Here is a 17484-nt window from a genome sequence, read left to right as displayed (position 1 = left end):
GGCCTAGCCGGGAGAGATAAACGATGTACGCATTAGTAAACGGCCGGATTTTTACTGGTCATGAGATTCTGGACAATCATGCGGTCGTGATTGCGAATGGCCTGATTGAGCGCGTGTGCCCACGCGCTGCCCTGGACGCGTCAATTGCACAGCAGGATGTGGCTGGTGCGTGTATCGCTCCTGGTTTTATTGATCTGCAGCTTAACGGCTGCGGCGGTGTGCAGTTTAACGATGATATCAATGCACTCAGCGTTGAGACGTTAGAGATCATGCAGCGTGCCAATGAAAAATCGGGCTGCACCAGTTATTTACCAACGTTAATTACCAGTACCGATGCGCTGATGAAACGCGCAATTGAAACCATGCGCGCCTACCTGGCAAAACATCAGCATCAGGCGCTGGGCCTGCATCTTGAAGGTCCGTGGTTGAATAAAGCCAAGAAAGGCACGCACAATCCTGAACTGATTCGCCTGCCGGATACCGCGCTGGTGGATTTCCTCTGTGCGAATGCCGACGTCATCACTAAAGTGACATTGGCTCCTGAAAATGCAGGTAGCGAGGTGATCCGTCAACTGCGCGATGCAGGCATTATCGTCTCTGCTGGCCATTCAAATGCCACCTATGAAGAAGCCAAAACGGGCTTTAGCGCAGGCGTGAGTTTTGCTACGCATCTTTATAATGCGATGCCGACGTTTGCGGGGCGCGAACCCGGTCTGATCGGTGCGCTGTTTGATTCACCTGATGTATACTGCGGCATCATTGCAGATGGTTTACATGTCCATTACGCTAATGTGCGCAATGCAAAACGCATCAAAGGCGACAAGCTGGTGTTAGTGACCGATGCAACGGCACCAGCAGGCGCTTCGATTGATCAATTCATTTTTGCAGGCAAAACAATATACTATCGTGATGGTCTGTGCGTTGATGAAAACGGTACGCTCAGTGGTTCTGCGTTAACCATGATTGAAGCAGTACAAAATAGCGTGGAACATTGTGGTATCGCTCTTGATGAAGCGCTGCGTATGGCAACGCTTTATCCGGCGCAGGCGATGGGTGTGGAGAAACAGTTAGGTACAGTTGAAGCAGGAAAAGTCGCTAACCTGACTGTCTTTACCCGCGATTATCAAATCACTAAGACGTTAGTCAATGGAGACAACGTCCTCAGCGAGTAAGTATTGAATGACCACTGGCGGCCAGTCTCAAATAGGAAATGTCGATCTTGTCAAACAACTCAACAGTGCAGCCGTTTATCGGTTAATAGATCAACAAGGGCCCATTTCGCGCATTCAGATTGCCGAACACAGTCAACTTGCGCCCGCCAGTGTCACCAAAATTACTCGTCAGCTCATTGAGCGCGGGCTCATCAAAGAGGTGGAGCAACAAGCCTCCACCGGTGGACGCCGCGCAATCTCCATCATCACCGAAACCCGTCATTTTCATACTATCGGCGTGCGCCTGGGGCGCAATGACGCGACCTTAACGTTATTTGATCTCAGCGGAAAGTCATTGGCGCAGGAAGATTATCCCCTGCCAGAACGCACTCAGGAAACGCTGGAAAATGCGTTATTCAATGCCATCAGCGCTTTTATGGCAGCACATCAGCGTAAAATCCATGAGCTGATCGCCATCGCGGTTATTCTCCCAGGATTGGTCGATCCGATTAACGGCATCATTCGTTACATGCCGCATATCGCGGTAAGCCATTGGCCGCTGGTCTCCAACCTGAAGAAACGCTTTAACGTCACGAGTTTTGTTGGTCATGATATCCGCAGTCTGGCACTTGCCGAGCACTACTTTGGTGCAAGTCGCGATTGCGCAGACTCCATTCTGGTGCGTTTACATCGGGGTACTGGCGCCGGCATTATCGCCAACGGACATATCTTTCTTGGCAGTAATGGTAACGTTGGTGAGATTGGCCATATCCAGGTTGATCCATTAGGCGAGCGCTGCCACTGCGGCAACTTTGGCTGTCTGGAAACCATTGCTGCTAACGGCGCGATTGAAAACCGGGTGCGACACCTGCTTAATCAAGGCTATCCCAGCTCGCTCACACTGAACGATTGTTCGATGCCACAAATTTGCCGTGCAGCTAATCATGGCGATGCGTTGGCTTGCGAAGTGATTGAATATGTTGGCCGCTATCTGGGCAAGGCAATTGCCATAGCCATTAACCTGTTCAACCCACAAAAAGTGGTACTGGCCGGTGAAATCACCGAAGCCGATAAAGTGCTGTTCCCCGCTATTGAAGGTTGCATTAATACGCAAGCGCTCAATGCCTTCCGTAAGAATCTTCCGGTGGTGCGTTCTGAGCTCGATCATCGCTCAGCAATTGGCGCTTTTGCGCTGGCAAAACGCGCTATGCTGAATGGCATTCTGTTGCAACATCTTCTGGAAGAGTAATCACCAGCCTGCCCTTTGGCAGGCCCGACCGGATGCAATCTATGACGATTAAAAGCGTAATCTGTGACATCGACGGCGTGTTGATGCACGACAATACCGCCGTTCCCGGCGCAAATGAGTTTCTGCAGCGTATTCTGGCGAAGGAGATGCCGCTGGTCGTGCTGACCAACTATCCGTCGCAAACGGCGCTGGATCTGGCTAACCGCTTTGCCAACGCAGGCGTTGAAGTGCCCGATTCGGTGTTTTACACCTCGGCGATGGCCACGGCTGACTTCCTCAAGCGTCAGGAGGGGAAAAAAGCCTACGTGATTGGCGAAGGCGCGCTCATTCACGAACTCTATAAAGCCGGTTTTACCATCACCGACGTCAATCCCGATTTCGTCATCGTAGGGGAAACACGCTCGTTTAATTGGGATATGATGCATAAAGCCGCCTTTTTCGTCGCCAACGGCGCACGCTTTATTGCCACCAATCCTGACACGCACGCGCGCGGCTTTGTGCCTGCCTGCGGTGCACTATGTGCCGGGATTGAAACCATCTCTGGCCGCAAACCGTTTTATGTGGGCAAACCCAGCCCGTACATCATGCGCGCCGCTTTAAACAAAATGCATGCACATTCGGAAGAGACGGTGATTGTTGGCGATAATCTGCGTACTGACATTTTGGCTGGCTTCCAGGCCGGCCTGGAAACCATTTTGGTGCTGTCCGGCGTTTCAACGTTGAGTGACATTGATGCCATGCCATTCCGCCCGGATTGGATTTATCCGTCAGTCGCGGATATCGATCTTTTCTGAATCCAGCCATTACGTCCTCTTATAGCCCTGCACCCGCAGGGCTTTTGTTTTTATTACACGGCTCCACCTCCCTGTCACTTATCTTCTGCTCACAAGATGAGCAACACTACAAATAGATTAGACAACATCTAAAATAACCACCTTTAAATTGAATAAAATTCAATATTACCGACAACTCAACATTCTTTTTATCAAAGAATCGCATTTTCACTTGCGTTAACACTACCACTTAGCGCATTTTCTTATACATCACGCAGTCAAGGCTGCCGGACAAACAGAAATAACGTCACCACAAGGTGAGATCAGGAGTCAGTTATGTGTTCAATTTTTGGTGTGCTGGATCTGAAAAGCGATCCTGTTGAGCTGCGCAAGAAAGCGCTGGAATCTTCTCGTTTGATGCGTCACCGTGGCCCAGATTGGTCAGGTGTTTATGCGGATGACAAAGCCATTCTGGTGCATGAGCGCCTATCAATTGTTGACGTCAACAACGGCGCCCAGCCGCTGTATAACGCCGATCACACCCACGTACTGGCTGTTAACGGTGAGATCTACAACCATCAGGCGCTCCGTGCGGAGCTGAGCGATCGTTATGCATTCCAGACCGGTTCCGACTGCGAAGTGATCCTCGCGCTGTACCAGGAAAAAGGCGTCGATTTCCTTGATGAACTGCAAGGTATGTTCGCCTTCATTTTATGGGACAGCGTTAAGCAACAGTATCTGATCGGCCGCGACCATATCGGCATTATCCCGCTGTATATGGGTAACGACGAACATGGCAACCTGTTTGTGGCTTCGGAAATGAAAGCGCTGGTGCCAGTTTGCCGCAGCATCAAAGAGTTCCCGCCGGGAAGCTATATGTCGAGTGCCGATGGTGAAATCCATCGTTACTGGCAGCGTGACTGGATGGAATATTCCGCCGTTGAGCACAACAAAACCGACGCGGCAGAACTGAAACATGCGCTGGAAGAGTCAGTGAAAAGCCACCTGATGTCAGATGTGCCCTATGGCGTGCTGCTGTCTGGCGGCCTCGACTCCTCTATTATCTCAGCGGTGACCAAGCGCTTCGCCGCAAAACGTGTAGAAGATGCCGACAAGAGCGATGCCTGGTGGCCACAGCTGCACTCCTTCGCCGTGGGCTTGGAAGGATCTCCGGATCTGAAGGCCGCGAAATCGGTCGCTGAACACCTGGGTACCGTGCACCACGAAATCCATTTCACCGTTCAGGAAGGTTTGGATGCAATTCGTGACGTGATTTATCACATCGAAACCTACGATGTAACCACTATTCGCGCTTCAACACCGATGTATTTAATGTCGCGTAAGATCAAAGCGATGGGCATCAAAATGGTATTGTCCGGCGAAGGCGCTGATGAAGTATTCGGCGGCTACCTTTACTTCCACAAAGCGCCAAACGCAAAAGAATTCCACGAAGAGAACGTGCGTAAGTTGCTGGCTCTGCACATGTTTGACTGCGCGCGTGCCAACAAAGCGATGTCCGCATGGGGCGTGGAAGCACGTGTACCGTTCCTGGACAAAAAGTTCCTCGACGTGGCGATGCGCATCAACCCGGAAGATAAACTGTGCGGCAGCAACGGCAAGATGGAAAAACACATCCTGCGTGAATGCTTCTCTTCCTATCTGCCGGAAAGCGTGGCGTGGCGCCAGAAAGAGCAGTTCTCCGACGGCGTTGGCTACAGCTGGATCGATACGCTGAAAGAAGTGGCGGCGAAACAAATTACTGACCAACAGTTGTCTACTGCCCACTTCCGCTTCCCGTACAACACGCCAAACTCGAAAGAAGCGTATTTGTATCGCGAAATCTTTGAAGAATTGTTCCCAATTGCCAGCGCGGCAGAGTGTGTGCCGGGCGGTCCATCGGTGGCCTGTTCTTCAGCTAAAGCGATCGAGTGGGACGAAGCATTTAAATCGATGGATGACCCATCAGGCCGTGCTGTTGGCGTACATCAGTCTGCGTATAAATAAGGTTTTTACTCAATAAGATAAAGGGCTCAACCGAGCCCTTTTTTTGTGCAACTCACCCTGCAATGATTGAAAATTGCCGAATAAAGCACCAGCCTGGTCACAAGCCAGACAAACAGGCGTTTTAAGGCAAAAAACGACAAAAAAATTGTTGACGCTACAAGACTCAATACGCATAATGCGCCCCGCAACGCCGATGAAGGTTACGCGAAAAAGATGGCTACGTAGCTCAGCTGGTTAGAGCACATCACTCATAATGATGGGGTCACAGGTTCAAATCCCGTCGTAGCCACCATATTTTGCGGGAGTGGCGAAATTGGTAGACGCACTAGATTTAGGTTCTAGCGCCGCAAGGTGTGCGAGTTCAAGTCTCGCCTCCCGCACCATTTCATTCTTCGGCAGCCGGATGGGGTATCGCCAAGCGGTAAGGCACTGGTTTTTGATACCAGCATTCCCAGGTTCGAATCCTGGTACCCCAGCCAATCCGGAAAATGTTGTGGATACAAACTCGACGAATGGGATATCGCCAAGCGGTAAGGCACCGGTTTTTGATACCGGCATTCCCTGGTTCGAATCCAGGTATCCCAGCCATCGTTGAATGCAGTAAGCAGTAAAAAGGCTACGTAGCTCAGCTGGTTAGAGCACATCACTCATAATGATGGGGTCACAGGTTCAAATCCCGTCGTAGCCACCAAATTATTGGGGTGTCGCCAAGCGGTAAGGCTCTGGTTTCTGATACCAGCATTCCGGGGTTCGAATCCCTGCACCCCAGCCATAAAAAGACAATTTGATTAAACACCTATTGGGGTGTCGCCAAGCGGTAAGGCACTGGTTTCTGATACCAGCATTCCGGGGTTCGAATCCCTGCACCCCAGCCAAATTGCACAATAAAGCCCGCTTTTGCGGGCTTTATTGTTTTCTGCGTTCGGGTTTAAATCAGGAGCGCATGATTGCGCTCCCTACACATCATAAACCTAATGCATAACGCAGCACCTTGCGCTTCAATGCGCCGGCATTCTCCGCGGCAATCAACGCCAGATTACGTGCAAAACGCAACGGTGGCAGTTTATTGCTAAACGCGAAGTAGAACAGATCCATGCCGCCCTGCATCAGTAAGTTGTCTTTATAACGCTGACGATGATAACGCTGCAGCACGGCATCAGATGACCAACGCTGTGCCTGGCTGCGCGCCTCAACTAGCGTAGTGATCAAAGCATCCACATCCCGATAGCCCAAATTGACGCCCTGCCCGGCCAATGGGTTAATGGTGTGCGCCGCATCCCCCACCAGCGCCAACCCCGGCATCACATAACGCGTAGCATGACGTCGCACCAGCGGGAACGAAGCGGCAGTTTTGACCTTAACATTCCCCACGCGGTCTGGAAAATGCGCATAAATCTCTTTCTCCAGCTGTGGCAGTGGCAAGCTTTGCAGCTGACGAATACGCGCTGGTGCGTCATACCACACCAGCGACGCACGACGATCAAACAGCGGCAGGAAAGCACGGGGGCCTTGTGGCGTAAACTGCTGCCAGGTTGAGTCTCCGGCATCGTGTTCGCACTCTACGCTTATCAACATGCATGATTGCGCATAGTGCCAGCCACGCACGCCAATTCCCGCCAGTTGCCGCACGCGCGAGTTGGCGCCATCCGCACCAACCACTAAACGCGCATCCAGCGTTTGTCCGTTGTCGAGTTGCACATGCCAGCCTGCACTGTGCGGCCGTAAATCCTGCAAAGTGGCAGGGCAGATTAACGTGATGCCCTCTTCCTGCATCTTTTCCCACAGCGCACGTTGCAGAACACTGTTTTCCACCATAAATCCCAGCTCAGGCAAGCCCAGCGACGCCGCATCAAACCGCACATGCGCACTTTGCCATTCCCAGGTTTCCAGTTGGCGATAAGGTGCACATCGCATCGCCTGCACTCGCGGCCATACGTTCAGTTGCTGCAGCAAGGCCACCGAAGAGGCTCCAATCGCAGAAATACGTACGTCCGGATCGCTGTTGGCATCAAAGGCTGCAGGCTGTAAACGCTCAACAACCGCCACGCGAAACTGCTGCTGTGCCAAACCGCATGCCAGTGCTGCACCCACCATGCCACCGCCCACGATTACCACATCAAAATGTGAATCCTGCATCGACTCTAATCCTTCTTTTGTCGTGAAACCTTACAGCATCACGTTGATAGCTAAAGTGTACCGGAAATTCATCACACGATGCGATGTACATGCGTGAAGTATGCAGGGTTAGCTGGTCACAGCAGCAGCGAGGCATTACAATACGCGCCCTGCACTCCGCTTTAATCAATGGCTAGTTCGATGACCAAAAAACTGCATATCAAAACCTGGGGCTGCCAGATGAATGAATACGATTCATCGAAGATGGCCGATTTGCTGAACAGTACGCACGGCTACATCCTCACAGAGGAAGCTGAAGAGGCGGACGTTCTGCTGCTCAACACCTGCTCTATTCGTGAAAAAGCGCAGGAGAAGGTTTTTGCTCTGTTAGGCCGTTGGAAAAAGCTGAAAGCGGACAACCCAGAAGTGATCATCGGTGTGGGCGGCTGCGTAGCCTCGCAGGAAGGTGAACGTCTGCGCCAGCGCGCCAATTACGTTGATATCGTGTTTGGTCCGCAAACGTTGCATCGCCTGCCGGAGATGATCAATACCGTGCGCGGCAGTAAAAGCCCCGTTGTTGATATCAGCTTCCCGGAAATCGAAAAGTTTGACCGCCTACCAGAACCGCGTGCAGAGGGGCCAACCGCTTTTGTTTCCATCATGGAAGGCTGCAATAAATACTGTACTTTCTGCGTGGTGCCTTACACCCGCGGCGAGGAAGTGAGTCGCCCAAGTGACGATATCTTGCTGGAAATCGCCCAACTGGCGGCTCAGGGCGTGCGTGAAGTTAATCTGCTCGGCCAAAACGTCAACGCCTATCGCGGTGCGACTTTTGATGGTGATATCTGTACTTTTGCCGAGTTACTGCGCCTGGTGGCGGCGATTGACGGTATTGATCGTATTCGCTTCACCACCAGCCATCCAATTGAATTTACCGACGACATCATTGATGTTTACCGCGATACGCCAGAGCTGGTGAGCTTCCTGCATCTGCCGGTACAAAGCGGTTCGGATCGCATCCTGACATTAATGAAGCGTGCGCACACAGCACTGGAATATAAAGCCATCATCCGCAAGCTGAAAGCGGCGCGTCCGGATATCCAGTTAAGCTCTGATTTCATCATCGGCTTCCCCGGTGAAACGCAGCAGGATTTCGAGCAGACCATGAAGCTGGTGGGTGAAGTGAATTTCGATGTCAGCTTCAGCTTTATCTATTCTGCGCGTCCCGGCACGCCAGCAGCCGATCTGCCTGATGATGTGTCAGAAGAGGAGAAAAAGCAGCGTTTGTACATCCTGCAGGACCGTATCAATCAACAGGTAATGGCGTGGAGCCGCCGCATGTTGGGCACCACGCAGCGCGTGCTGGTCGAAGGAATTTCCCGTAAGAATGTGATGGAGCTGACCGGCCGTACCGATAATAACCGCGTAGTGAACTTTGAAGCGCCGGTTGAGCTAATTGGTAAGTTTGCCGATGTCGAGATTGTCGATGTTTATGCTAACTCACTGCGTGGCGTTCTGGTGCGCACCGAAGAGCAGATGGCGCTGCGCGTAGCTGAAAGCCCGGCCTCGGTCATTGCCCGTACCCGCAAAGAGAACGAGATCGGCGTCGGACGGTTCCAGCCTTGAAACCTCGAACGTTGAGCGACAGCGCACAAAGCGTTGTCGCCTGTTTCATCCTATCGCCCTTGCTTTCCGCAAGCACTGCCCAAATATCGTTTCTGAAGCTTGCGCCTCTGCGCAGCGCCATAAATAATTCCATAAAGATGCTGAAGAATCACTCCTCAGTATCCGGCACACCTTTTCAACTGGCCCTGAGTGACCTTAAGGATTCATTTGAATATCGAAACGCGTGAAATTGCCCTTGAACCGGCAGATAACCAACGACTGATGAGTTTGTGCGGTCCAATGGATGACAATGTGAAGCAGCTGGAGCGCCGTTTGGGTATCGAAATCAAACGCCGCGATAACCAGTTCACGCTGACCGGCCGCGAAATGTGCGTCGATGCCGCCGTGAATATCCTGCGTACACTCTATGTTGATACCGCACCGATGCGCGGCCAGATCAAAGACATTGAGCCGGACCAAATCCATCTGGCGATCAAAGAGAGCCGTGTACTGGAGCAAAGCGCTGAGAGCGTGCCGGAATTCGGCAAAGCAGTGAATATCAAGACCAAGCGTGGCGTAATAAAACCGCGTACGCCTAATCAGGCGCAATACATTGCTAACATCTTTGGGCACGACATTACCTTTGGTATTGGTCCCGCCGGTACCGGTAAAACCTACCTTGCGGTAGCCGCGGCCGTCGATGCGCTGGAGCGTCAGGAAATTCGCCGTATTCTGCTAACGCGTCCGGCGGTAGAAGCGGGTGAAAAACTTGGCTTCCTGCCCGGCGATCTGAGCCAGAAAGTGGATCCGTATCTGCGTCCGCTGTATGACGCCCTGTTCGAAATGCTCGGTTTTGAGCGGGTAGAAAAGCTGATTGAACGTAACGTAATTGAAGTTGCCCCGTTGGCCTACATGCGCGGACGTACGCTGAACGATGCCTTCGTCATACTTGATGAGAGCCAGAACACCACTATCGAGCAGATGAAGATGTTCCTGACGCGTATCGGCTTTAATTCAAAAGCGGTAATCACCGGTGACGTAACGCAGATTGACCTGCCGCGCAGCACCAAATCCGGCTTGCGCCACGCCATTGAGGTGTTAGCGGAAGTTGATGAGATCAGCTTTAACTTTTTCCACAGCGAAGACGTGGTGCGTCATCCGGTTGTCGCGCGCATCGTAAATGCTTATGAAGCCTGGGAAACCGCCGATCAGAAACGCCGTGACCAACAGGCAGAAGAGCGTAAACGCGAAGCTATCGCGGCTCAGCTTGCCACTCAAACCAGCCCGCAGGAGCGTTCATGAGCGCGGTGATTTTAGATTTACAACTGGCCTGCGCCGATGAAAGCCATCTGCCTGCGGAGAGCGATTTTCAGCGCTGGCTCGAAGCGGCGGTAACGCCATTTCAGCCGGAAAGCGAAGTCACTATTCGCCTGGTGGATGAAGCGGAGAGTAATGAGCTTAATCTGACTTATCGCGGTAAAGATAAGCCGACTAACGTGCTCTCATTCCCGTTTGAAGCCCCCCCGGGAATTGAACTGCCGCTGCTTGGCGATCTGATCATTTGTCGTCAGGTTGTTGAGCAAGAGGCTGCTGAACAAGGCAAAACCGTTGAAGCTCACTGGGCGCATATGGTGGTGCACGGTACGTTACATCTGCTGGGTTACGACCATATCGACGATGACGAAGCCGAAGAGATGGAGGCGCTGGAGACCGAGATAATGCTTGCTCTTGGTTATCCTGATCCGTACATTTCGGAGAAAGAAGACGCCTGAGCCGTTGGTTCAGGTTATTGCGCTGCTGGCGCGGATGCCGGCAGCCCCAATCCCTCATTAGAGAGAACGAAATTAAAACGCCATGAGCGACGACCATTCTCAAAACAGCGACGCACCCAGTAGTAAAAAGGGATTTTTCTCCCTGCTAATCAACCAACTGTTCCACGGTGAACCCAAAAACCGTGACGAACTGCTGGGGTTAATCCGCGATTCTGAGCAGAAAGAGCTGATCGACCAGGACACGCGCGACATGCTCGAAGGGGTGCTGGATATTGCCGAACAGCGCGTGCGCGATATCATGATCCCACGCTCGCAAATGATCACCCTGAAACGCAATCAAACTCTGGAAGAGTGCCTTGCGGTGATTATTGAATCCGCGCACTCCCGCTTCCCGGTGATCAGTGAAGACAAAGATCACGTCGAAGGTATTTTGATGGCTAAAGATCTGCTGCCGTTTATGGCCAGCGCATCTGAACCTTTTAGCATCGAAAAAGTCCTGCGTACTGCCGTAGTCGTACCTGAAAGCAAGCGCGTTGATCGTATGCTGAAGGAGTTCCGCTCGCAGCGTTATCACATGGCGATTGTCATTGATGAGTTTGGCGGTGTCTCTGGTCTGGTGACCATCGAAGATATTCTTGAGCTGATTGTCGGTGAAATTGAAGATGAGTATGACGATGAAGAAGATCGTGATATTCGCCAGCTCAACCGTTACACCTATACCATGCGCGCCTTAACGCAAATTGAAGATTTTAATGAAGTCTTTGGCACCGATTTCAGTGATGACGAAGTCGATACCATTGGCGGATTGGTCATGCAGGGATTCGGCCACCTTCCCGCTCGCGGTGAAAGTATCGTCATTGATGGTTACCAATTCAAAGTCGCTATGGCTGACAGTCGCCGTATTATCCAGGTGCATGTAAAAATTCCGGAAGACTCACCACAACCGCAACTGGAAGACGAATAATTCTATGGCTTTAGCCTCTCTATACTCGCAGCAGCGGGTTCGACTGCTGCTGGCGTTAATAATGGGTGCCATTGGCACCCTTTCCTTTTCCCCTTACGATTTCTGGCCTGCTGCAATAATTTCGCTATTTGGCCTGCAGCTTGTGTTGCTGGAGCGTCGTACTCCGCAGGCGGCGGCGATCGGCTTCGCCTGGGGCTTTGGGCTGTTTGGCAGCGGCATCAATTGGGTGTACGTCAGTATCGCCACCTTTGGCGGCATGCCGGGCCCGGTCAATATCTTCCTGGTGATCCTGCTGGCGGCGTATTTGTCGCTTTATCCGCTATTATTCGCCACTCTGCTCAACCGCTTCTGGCCACGCGCTTCGCTATGGCGTTTGGCGCTAGCGGCGCCGGCGTTATGGCAAATTAGCGAATTCCTGCGCGGTTGGGTGCTTACCGGCTTTCCATGGCTGCAGTTCGGCTACAGCCAGATCAATGGACCGCTAAAAGGTTTAGCACCGTTGGCCGGGGTGGAAACCATCACCCTCCTGATGATGGTCATCGCGGGGCTGCTGGTGCATGCATTACATCATCGTAAGGTAAAAAGTCTGGTTGCCGCCGCGCTACTACTGGTGCTGCCCTTGCCGTTGCGTATGGTGCAGTGGTACCAACCGCTGCCGGAGCGCAGCGTTGATGTCGCGATGGTGCAAGGCAACATACCGCAGTCAATGAAGTGGGATCCCCAGCAGTTGCTTAACACGCTGCGCGTTTATACCTCCTCCAGCCAGCCGTTTATGGGCAAGGCTCCCATCATTATCTGGCCTGAATCGGCAATTACCGATTTAGAGAGCAATCAGCAGCCGTTTCTGCAGGCGCTGGATGCAGAACTGCGCGCGCGCGGCAGTTCGCTGATTACGGGTATCGTGGATTCTCGCGTGGAAGGCGATAATCGCTATCACGATTACAACTCAGTGATTGTGCTGGGTGGTGAACAACCTTATAGCTATCAAAGCCAGAATCGCTATCAGAAAAACCATCTGGTACCGTTTGGTGAATTTGTTCCGCTGGAAGATCTGCTGCGTCCGCTGGCCCCGTTCTTCGATCTCCCGATGTCTTCCTTTAGCCGTGGCGCCTACGTTCAACCGCAGCTGAAGGTGTCGGGTTATAACCTGACCAGCGCCATCTGCTATGAAATCGTGCTGGGAGAACAGGTGCGAGCCAACTTCCGTCCGGATACCAATTTCCTGCTCACGGTCTCCAACGATGCCTGGTTCGGCCATTCGATCGGGCCATGGCAGCATTTCCAGATGGCGCGCATGCGTGCGCTGGAACTGGGACGTCCGCTGCTGCGATCAACCAACAATGGCGTTACCGCAGTGGTAAACGCCAACGGCGAAGTGGAGAAGGAGCTGCCGCAGTTCACGCGTGAAGTGCTGGAAGCCAAAGTGACGCCAACCACCGGCGAAACGCCGTATGCCAAAGCAGGCATCTGGCCGGTGTGGATTCTGACATTAATCGGTATTGTGCTGGCGATTCTCCGTCGTCATCGCTAACGCGAGCCCCTCTCCAAACAGGCGAAGTGAATACTTCGCCTTTTTTATACGCTGCTTTCTCTTCCCTGCGCTGTGCTTTTCCCGATTCTCTGCTGCCTTTTTACACTTATTCATCGTACTGGCACGATCATTGCTATTTATTTCAGTGATTTTCGCAAACATCGGCTTTTGTCAGCGTAATGCAACTTTTACGCACTACTTTAAGGCAATTGCGCGCACTGCATTGGCGCAACCGTGGATTTTTGCCTTTTATTGGTGCGGAGCGGCTCGCAAAAAAGAAACTTTTTTGTTTCATTGCGTTAACAATTCGCTATGTTAATCACTATCCTGCGCGCAGTTGCGCTATGGGATAACTAAAAAAGCAGCACGAAATACACACAACATCACAATCTGCGCAGTTTATGTTCTGCGCGACATCCATACGAAGGAGTTGGAACATGCAGATACGCAAAGTGGCATTATCTCTTTTGCTGTTGGGAGCAGCAGCGGGAGCGGCCCAGGCGGAAGATCTCACCGGTACCCTGAAAAAAATCAATGATAGCGGCGTGATCGTCGTTGGGCATCGTGAGTCATCAGTTCCCTTTTCTTACTATGACAACCAGCAAAAAGTGGTTGGCTATTCACAGGATTATTCCAACGCTATCGTGGCTGCCATTAAGGCCAAGCTGAATAAACCCGATTTGCAGATCAAAATGCTGCCGATTACTTCACAAAACCGTATCCCACTGTTGCAGAACGGGACGTATGATTTTGAATGTGGCTCGACAACCAACAACCTTGAGCGCCAACAGCAAGCGGCATTCTCTGACACCGTATTCATCATCGGCACGCGTCTGCTGGTGAAGAAAGGCGGGGACATCAAAGATTTCGCTGACCTGAAAGGCAAAACCGTTGTTGTCACCTCCGGTACCACCTCTGAAATTCTGCTGCACAAGCTGAACGACGAGAAGAAAATGGATATGCGCATCATCAGCGCCAAAGACCATGGCGACTCTTTCCGTACACTGGAAACCGGTCGTGCCGTGGCCTTTATGATGGATGACGCGCTGCTGGCGGGTGAACGAGCCAAAGCCAAGAAGCCGGATAACTGGGATATCGTTGGTACACCGCAATCGAAAGAAGCCTACGGCTGCATGCTGCGTAAAGAAGATCCGCAGTTCAAAAAGCTGATGGATGAAACCATCGCCAAAGCGCAAACCTCAGGCGAAGCGTCAAAATGGTTTGAAACCTGGTTCAAACAGCCGATTCCACCGAAGAATCTGAACCTCAACTTCGAATTGTCTCCAGATATGCAGGCCCTGTTCAAAGCACCGAACGATAAAGCACTTTGAATTAACAACGACAACAAGGGCAGCCCCGCTGCCCTCTCGATTGCTGAACATGCGGTGCGGACAGACAGACTGTAACAGGCCGTTCCCCTGAAGCAGGATGCAAGACACCGCTCAACAATCTTATGGGTAGCCTCGCTACCCTTTTTTTACCGGAGCTCGTTATGGGTATCGATTGGAACTGGGGCATTTTTTTAGAGCAGGCTCCGTTCGGCAATACGACTTACCTTGGCTGGCTGTGGTCCGGATTTCAGGTCACCATTGCGGTGTCCTGCTGTGCCTGGATTATCGCCTTCCTGGTAGGTTCCCTCTTTGGCATTCTGCGTACCGTGCCCAACCGCCTGTTGGCGACGATTGGTACCTGCTACGTGGAGCTGTTTCGTAACATTCCGCTGATCGTACAATTCTTCTTCTGGTATCTGGTGGCACCTGAACTGGTGGGAGAAAAGCTCGGCATGTGGTTTAAGTCTGAGCTGGATCCGAACATTCAGTTCTTCCTCTCCTCCACTATTTGTCTTGGCTTGTTCACTGCGGCCCGCGTTTGTGAGCAGGTACGTGCGGCAATTCAGTCACTGCCGCGTGGCCAGAAAAATGCCGGCTTAGCGATGGGTCTAACGCTGCCGCAAACCTACCGCTATGTGCTGCTACCGAATGCTTATCGCGTAATTGTGCCGCCGATGACGTCGGAGATGCTCAACCTGGTAAAAAACTCGGCGATCGCCTCAACCATCGGTCTGGTGGATATGGCCGCGCAGGCGGGCAAGCTGCTGGATTATTCCGCGCATGCGTATGAATCCTTTACGGCCATCACCCTGGCATATGTGGGCATTAACCTGGTCATCATGCTGATTATGAGTTTGGTTGAGCGCAAAATCCGCCTGCCTGGCAACATGGGAGGCAAATAATGTACGAATTTGACTGGAGTTCGATTGGTCCCAGCCTGCCTTACTTATGGAATGGGTTGATCATTACCTTCAAGATCACCGCAATCGCCGTCGTGTTTGGCATTATCTGGGGCACGATTCTGGCGGTGATGCGCTTATCGCCAATTGCGCCGGTGCGCTGGTTTGCCAAGCTGTACGTCAACCTGTTCCGCTCCGTACCGTTGGTGATGGTGCTGCTATGGTTCTATTTGGTTGTCCCTGCGTTCCTGCAGCAGGTGCTGGGCTTATCGCCTAAATCGGATATCCGCCTGATTTCAGCCATGGTGGCATTTGCACTGTTTGAGGCCGCGTACTACTCGGAGATCATTCGTGCCGGTATTCAGAGTATAGCGCGCGGCCAATCCAACGCCGCATTGGCGCTGGGCATGACGCATTGGCAATCAATGAAGCTCATCATCCTGCCGCAGGCGTTTCGCGCCATGGTGCCGCTGCTGCTGACACAGGGCATTGTGCTGTTTCAGGATACGTCGCTGGTGTATGTGTTGAGCCTGGCCGACTTCTTCCGTACCGCCTCAACCATCGGTGAGCGTGACGGAACCCAGGTTGAAATGATTTTGTTTGCCGGTTTGGTCTACTTCGTGATCAGCCTGAGCGCTTCGCTGTTGGTTAGCTATCTGAAAAGAAAAAGGACGGTTTAAATGATTAGCCTGAAAAATGTTTCTAAGTGGTATGGGCACTTTCAGGTGCTGACCGACTGCTCCACTGAAGTGAAAAAAGGTGAAGTGGTGGTGGTCTGCGGTCCGTCTGGCTCAGGAAAATCAACGGTGATTAAAACCGTAAACGGTCTGGAGCCGATTCAAAAGGGCAGCATTGAGGTAACTGGCATCGAGGTGAACAACAAAAAAACCAACCTCGCGCAATTACGTAGCAAAGTGGGCATGGTGTTTCAGCACTTCGAGCTTTTCCCGCATCTGAGCATCCTTGAGAACCTGACGCTGGCACAGGTGAAAGTGTTGAAGCGCGACAAGACAGCATCGCGTGAGAAAGCGCAAAGCCTGCTGAAGCGCGTAGGACTCTCTGCGCATGCCGATAAGTTCCCGGGCCAGCTTTCGGGTGGTCAGCAACAGCGTGTGGCCATCGCACGTGCGTTATGCATGGATCCCGTCGCGATGTTGTTTGATGAACCCACCTCGGCGCTCGATCCAGAAATGATCAACGAAGTGCTAGACGTCATGGTTGAGTTGGCTCACGAAGGGATGACCATGATGGTGGTGACCCATGAAATGGGCTTCGCGCGTAAGGTTGCCAACCGGGTGATCTTTATGGATGAAGGGAAAATTATTGAAGACACGAATAAAGATGACTTCTTTAACAACCCACAATCTGACCGTGCAAAAGACTTCCTGGCGAAGATACTGCACTGATTAGCGCAATAAATTGCGCCGCTACGGTATGTGCGCGTATCCGCAGCGGCGCGATTCATCGCGCGGGGTTTATTCATTCACATAATCAGGGTTCAAACGGCTGACGCTGAAACTGGTCGTGGCCACACTCTGGGCAGCGCGTTAAACTTTCTGGCGTATAAATTGCCCGCGTGAAGCCGCACTTCTCACACACCAGATTCCCCAACCCCACCACTTCACCGCTCTGGTAGACGCCGTGATGGCGTAAATCCTGAAATACCTCACGCCACTCCAGCTGACTTTTATCGGTAATATCCGCCAACTCCTTCCACAGGCTTTCACGGATCACGCGCAGAAACACCGAATCGCCCACCACATCGGAAGACTCCTGATAGCTCAGCGCAAACTCGTGTAAATCACGCCGCACCGCGCGCATCACTTCATTGACCTCGGCCGGCGAGAGCGTTTTTTTCGCCAGCAATGTTTGCCGCGCCTCAGCCACTAACGCATCAACATCGCGTTCGCCATGGTCCAGTCGCTGGGATAATGCTTCAATCGTTGCACGGTATTCCTGCGCCACGTTATTCATTTTATTCTCCTTTCCGCTGCGGATACTGCTGTTAAGTTTAGCTGTTTTGTCATATTTGCATTGCCAGCTGCAGTAGAAATCACAAAAGGGTGAAAGCGGTGGCGCATTCAGGAGAA

Annotated in this window: 15 protein-coding genes and 7 tRNA genes; 20 read left to right on the top strand and 2 right to left on the bottom strand. The window is 52.2% G+C overall.

Annotated elements, in window-relative coordinates; all coding sequences use genetic code 11:
- Nucleotides 1-23 precede the first annotated feature (23 nt).
- From nagA to ACIP6T_RS01635, 11 genes are all read left to right on the top strand, one after another.
- Entirely contained in the window at nucleotides 24-1172 is a 1149-nt protein-coding gene (nagA, locus tag ACIP6T_RS01685) for an N-acetylglucosamine-6-phosphate deacetylase (RefSeq protein WP_400455043.1), read from the top strand.
- A 7-nt stretch (nucleotides 1173-1179) separates the two neighbouring features.
- A complete protein-coding gene (locus ACIP6T_RS01680; RefSeq protein ID WP_097094576.1) occupies nucleotides 1180-2400 on the top strand; it encodes an N-acetylglucosamine repressor in 1221 nt (406 codons plus the stop codon).
- A 41-nt stretch (nucleotides 2401-2441) separates the two neighbouring features.
- Nucleotides 2442-3194, top strand: coding sequence for an HAD-IIA family hydrolase (locus ACIP6T_RS01675; protein ID WP_097094577.1), 753 nt, complete (start codon nucleotides 2442-2444; stop codon nucleotides 3192-3194).
- 315 nt (nucleotides 3195-3509) lie between these two features.
- Nucleotides 3510-5177: an asparagine synthase B gene (asnB, locus tag ACIP6T_RS01670; RefSeq protein ID WP_097094578.1), complete on the top strand. Its 1668-nt coding sequence runs from the start codon at nucleotides 3510-3512 to the stop codon at nucleotides 5175-5177.
- Nucleotides 5178-5392: 215 nt separating this feature from the next.
- Nucleotides 5393-5469 (top strand) — tRNA-Met (locus ACIP6T_RS01665).
- Between the two features lie 6 nt (nucleotides 5470-5475).
- Nucleotides 5476-5560: transfer RNA gene (locus tag ACIP6T_RS01660), tRNA-Leu, on the top strand.
- A gap of 21 nt (nucleotides 5561-5581) precedes the next feature.
- A tRNA-Gln gene (locus ACIP6T_RS01655) sits at nucleotides 5582-5656 on the top strand.
- 34 nt (nucleotides 5657-5690) lie between these two features.
- Nucleotides 5691-5765, top strand: a tRNA-Gln gene (locus ACIP6T_RS01650).
- Nucleotides 5766-5791: 26 nt separating this feature from the next.
- Nucleotides 5792-5868: transfer RNA gene (locus tag ACIP6T_RS01645), tRNA-Met, on the top strand.
- Between the two features lie 6 nt (nucleotides 5869-5874).
- Nucleotides 5875-5949: transfer RNA gene (locus ACIP6T_RS01640), tRNA-Gln, on the top strand.
- Between the two features lie 28 nt (nucleotides 5950-5977).
- A tRNA-Gln gene (locus ACIP6T_RS01635) sits at nucleotides 5978-6052 on the top strand.
- An 88-nt stretch (nucleotides 6053-6140) separates the two neighbouring features.
- Here the strand turns inward: ACIP6T_RS01635 and ubiF are convergent.
- Nucleotides 6141-7313, bottom strand: coding sequence for a 3-demethoxyubiquinol 3-hydroxylase (gene ubiF / locus ACIP6T_RS01630; protein WP_400455039.1), 1173 nt, complete (start codon nucleotides 7311-7313; stop codon nucleotides 6141-6143).
- 180 nt (nucleotides 7314-7493) lie between these two features.
- Here ubiF and miaB point away from each other — a divergent pair, with 180 nt between their 5' ends.
- The 9 genes from miaB to ACIP6T_RS01585 all read left to right on the top strand — a co-directional run bounded on the left by miaB (nucleotide 7494) and on the right by ACIP6T_RS01585 (nucleotide 16800).
- On the top strand, nucleotides 7494-8918 hold the full coding sequence (gene miaB, locus ACIP6T_RS01625) for a tRNA (N6-isopentenyl adenosine(37)-C2)-methylthiotransferase MiaB (RefSeq protein WP_400455036.1): 1425 nt from the start codon (nucleotides 7494-7496) through the stop codon (nucleotides 8916-8918).
- 207 nt (nucleotides 8919-9125) lie between these two features.
- A complete protein-coding gene (locus tag ACIP6T_RS01620) occupies nucleotides 9126-10199 on the top strand; it encodes a PhoH family protein (RefSeq protein WP_345827084.1) in 1074 nt (357 codons plus the stop codon).
- Nucleotides 10196-10669, top strand: coding sequence for an rRNA maturation RNase YbeY (gene ybeY, locus ACIP6T_RS01615; protein WP_097094582.1), 474 nt, complete (start codon nucleotides 10196-10198; stop codon nucleotides 10667-10669). Before ACIP6T_RS01620 ends, ybeY begins: the two co-directional genes overlap by 4 nt.
- 82 nt (nucleotides 10670-10751) lie before the next feature.
- A complete protein-coding gene (gene corC, locus ACIP6T_RS01610) occupies nucleotides 10752-11633 on the top strand; it encodes a CNNM family magnesium/cobalt transport protein CorC (RefSeq protein WP_008103653.1) in 882 nt (293 codons plus the stop codon).
- A gap of 4 nt (nucleotides 11634-11637) precedes the next feature.
- Nucleotides 11638-13164 (top strand): apolipoprotein N-acyltransferase, encoded by a 1527-nt coding sequence (lnt, locus tag ACIP6T_RS01605; protein WP_400455032.1) that lies wholly within the window; start codon nucleotides 11638-11640, stop codon nucleotides 13162-13164.
- 437 nt (nucleotides 13165-13601) lie between these two features.
- Nucleotides 13602-14495 carry a glutamate/aspartate ABC transporter substrate-binding protein gene (locus tag ACIP6T_RS01600; protein WP_400455029.1) on the top strand — a complete coding sequence of 298 codons (894 nt, stop codon included), beginning with the start codon at nucleotides 13602-13604 and terminating at the stop codon, nucleotides 14493-14495.
- Between the two features lie 161 nt (nucleotides 14496-14656).
- Entirely contained in the window at nucleotides 14657-15397 is a 741-nt protein-coding gene (locus tag ACIP6T_RS01595; protein ID WP_097094585.1) for an amino acid ABC transporter permease, read from the top strand.
- Nucleotides 15397-16074 (top strand): glutamate/aspartate ABC transporter permease GltK, encoded by a 678-nt coding sequence (gltK, locus tag ACIP6T_RS01590; protein ID WP_097094586.1) that lies wholly within the window; start codon nucleotides 15397-15399, stop codon nucleotides 16072-16074. The genes ACIP6T_RS01595 and gltK overlap by 1 nt, the downstream gene beginning before the upstream one ends.
- Complete coding sequence (locus ACIP6T_RS01585) at nucleotides 16075-16800, top strand: amino acid ABC transporter ATP-binding protein (protein ID WP_400455026.1); 726 nt, start codon at nucleotides 16075-16077, stop codon at nucleotides 16798-16800. It abuts the gene before it with no gap.
- Nucleotides 16801-16885: 85 nt separating this feature from the next.
- On the opposite strand, the gene ACIP6T_RS01580 is transcribed toward ACIP6T_RS01585, so the two are convergent.
- Complete coding sequence (locus ACIP6T_RS01580) at nucleotides 16886-17368, bottom strand: zinc ribbon-containing protein (protein WP_097094588.1); 483 nt, start codon at nucleotides 17366-17368, stop codon at nucleotides 16886-16888.
- Nucleotides 17369-17484 lie beyond the last annotated feature (116 nt).

The organism is Pantoea sp. NPDC088449, assembly GCF_044753225.1.
Lineage (GTDB): Bacteria > Pseudomonadota > Gammaproteobacteria > Enterobacterales > Enterobacteriaceae > Pantoea > Pantoea floridensis.
This window is presented reverse-complemented; position numbering and strand designations above follow the sequence as displayed.

Excerpts from the sequence above, each read along its gene's own strand:
- gltK (WP_097094586.1), top strand. The coding sequence starts at position 15,397 with ATGTACGAATTTGACTGGAGTTCGATTGGTCCCAGCCTGCCTTACTTA.
- ubiF (WP_400455039.1), bottom strand. The coding sequence starts at position 7,313 with ATGCAGGATTCACATTTTGATGTGGTAATCGTGGGCGGTGGCATGGTG.
- miaB (WP_400455036.1), top strand. The coding sequence starts at position 7,494 with ATGACCAAAAAACTGCATATCAAAACCTGGGGCTGCCAGATGAATGAA.
- ACIP6T_RS01580 (WP_097094588.1), bottom strand. The coding sequence starts at position 17,368 with ATGAATAACGTGGCGCAGGAATACCGTGCAACGATTGAAGCATTATCC.
- ACIP6T_RS01585 (WP_400455026.1), top strand. The coding sequence starts at position 16,075 with ATGATTAGCCTGAAAAATGTTTCTAAGTGGTATGGGCACTTTCAGGTG.
- asnB (WP_097094578.1), top strand. The coding sequence starts at position 3,510 with ATGTGTTCAATTTTTGGTGTGCTGGATCTGAAAAGCGATCCTGTTGAG.
- ACIP6T_RS01675 (WP_097094577.1), top strand. The coding sequence starts at position 2,442 with ATGACGATTAAAAGCGTAATCTGTGACATCGACGGCGTGTTGATGCAC.
- lnt (WP_400455032.1), top strand. The coding sequence starts at position 11,638 with ATGGCTTTAGCCTCTCTATACTCGCAGCAGCGGGTTCGACTGCTGCTG.
- ybeY (WP_097094582.1), top strand. The coding sequence starts at position 10,196 with ATGAGCGCGGTGATTTTAGATTTACAACTGGCCTGCGCCGATGAAAGC.
- corC (WP_008103653.1), top strand. The coding sequence starts at position 10,752 with ATGAGCGACGACCATTCTCAAAACAGCGACGCACCCAGTAGTAAAAAG.
- ACIP6T_RS01600 (WP_400455029.1), top strand. The coding sequence starts at position 13,602 with ATGCAGATACGCAAAGTGGCATTATCTCTTTTGCTGTTGGGAGCAGCA.
- ACIP6T_RS01595 (WP_097094585.1), top strand. The coding sequence starts at position 14,657 with ATGGGTATCGATTGGAACTGGGGCATTTTTTTAGAGCAGGCTCCGTTC.
- ACIP6T_RS01680 (WP_097094576.1), top strand. The coding sequence starts at position 1,180 with ATGACCACTGGCGGCCAGTCTCAAATAGGAAATGTCGATCTTGTCAAA.
- nagA (WP_400455043.1), top strand. The coding sequence starts at position 24 with ATGTACGCATTAGTAAACGGCCGGATTTTTACTGGTCATGAGATTCTG.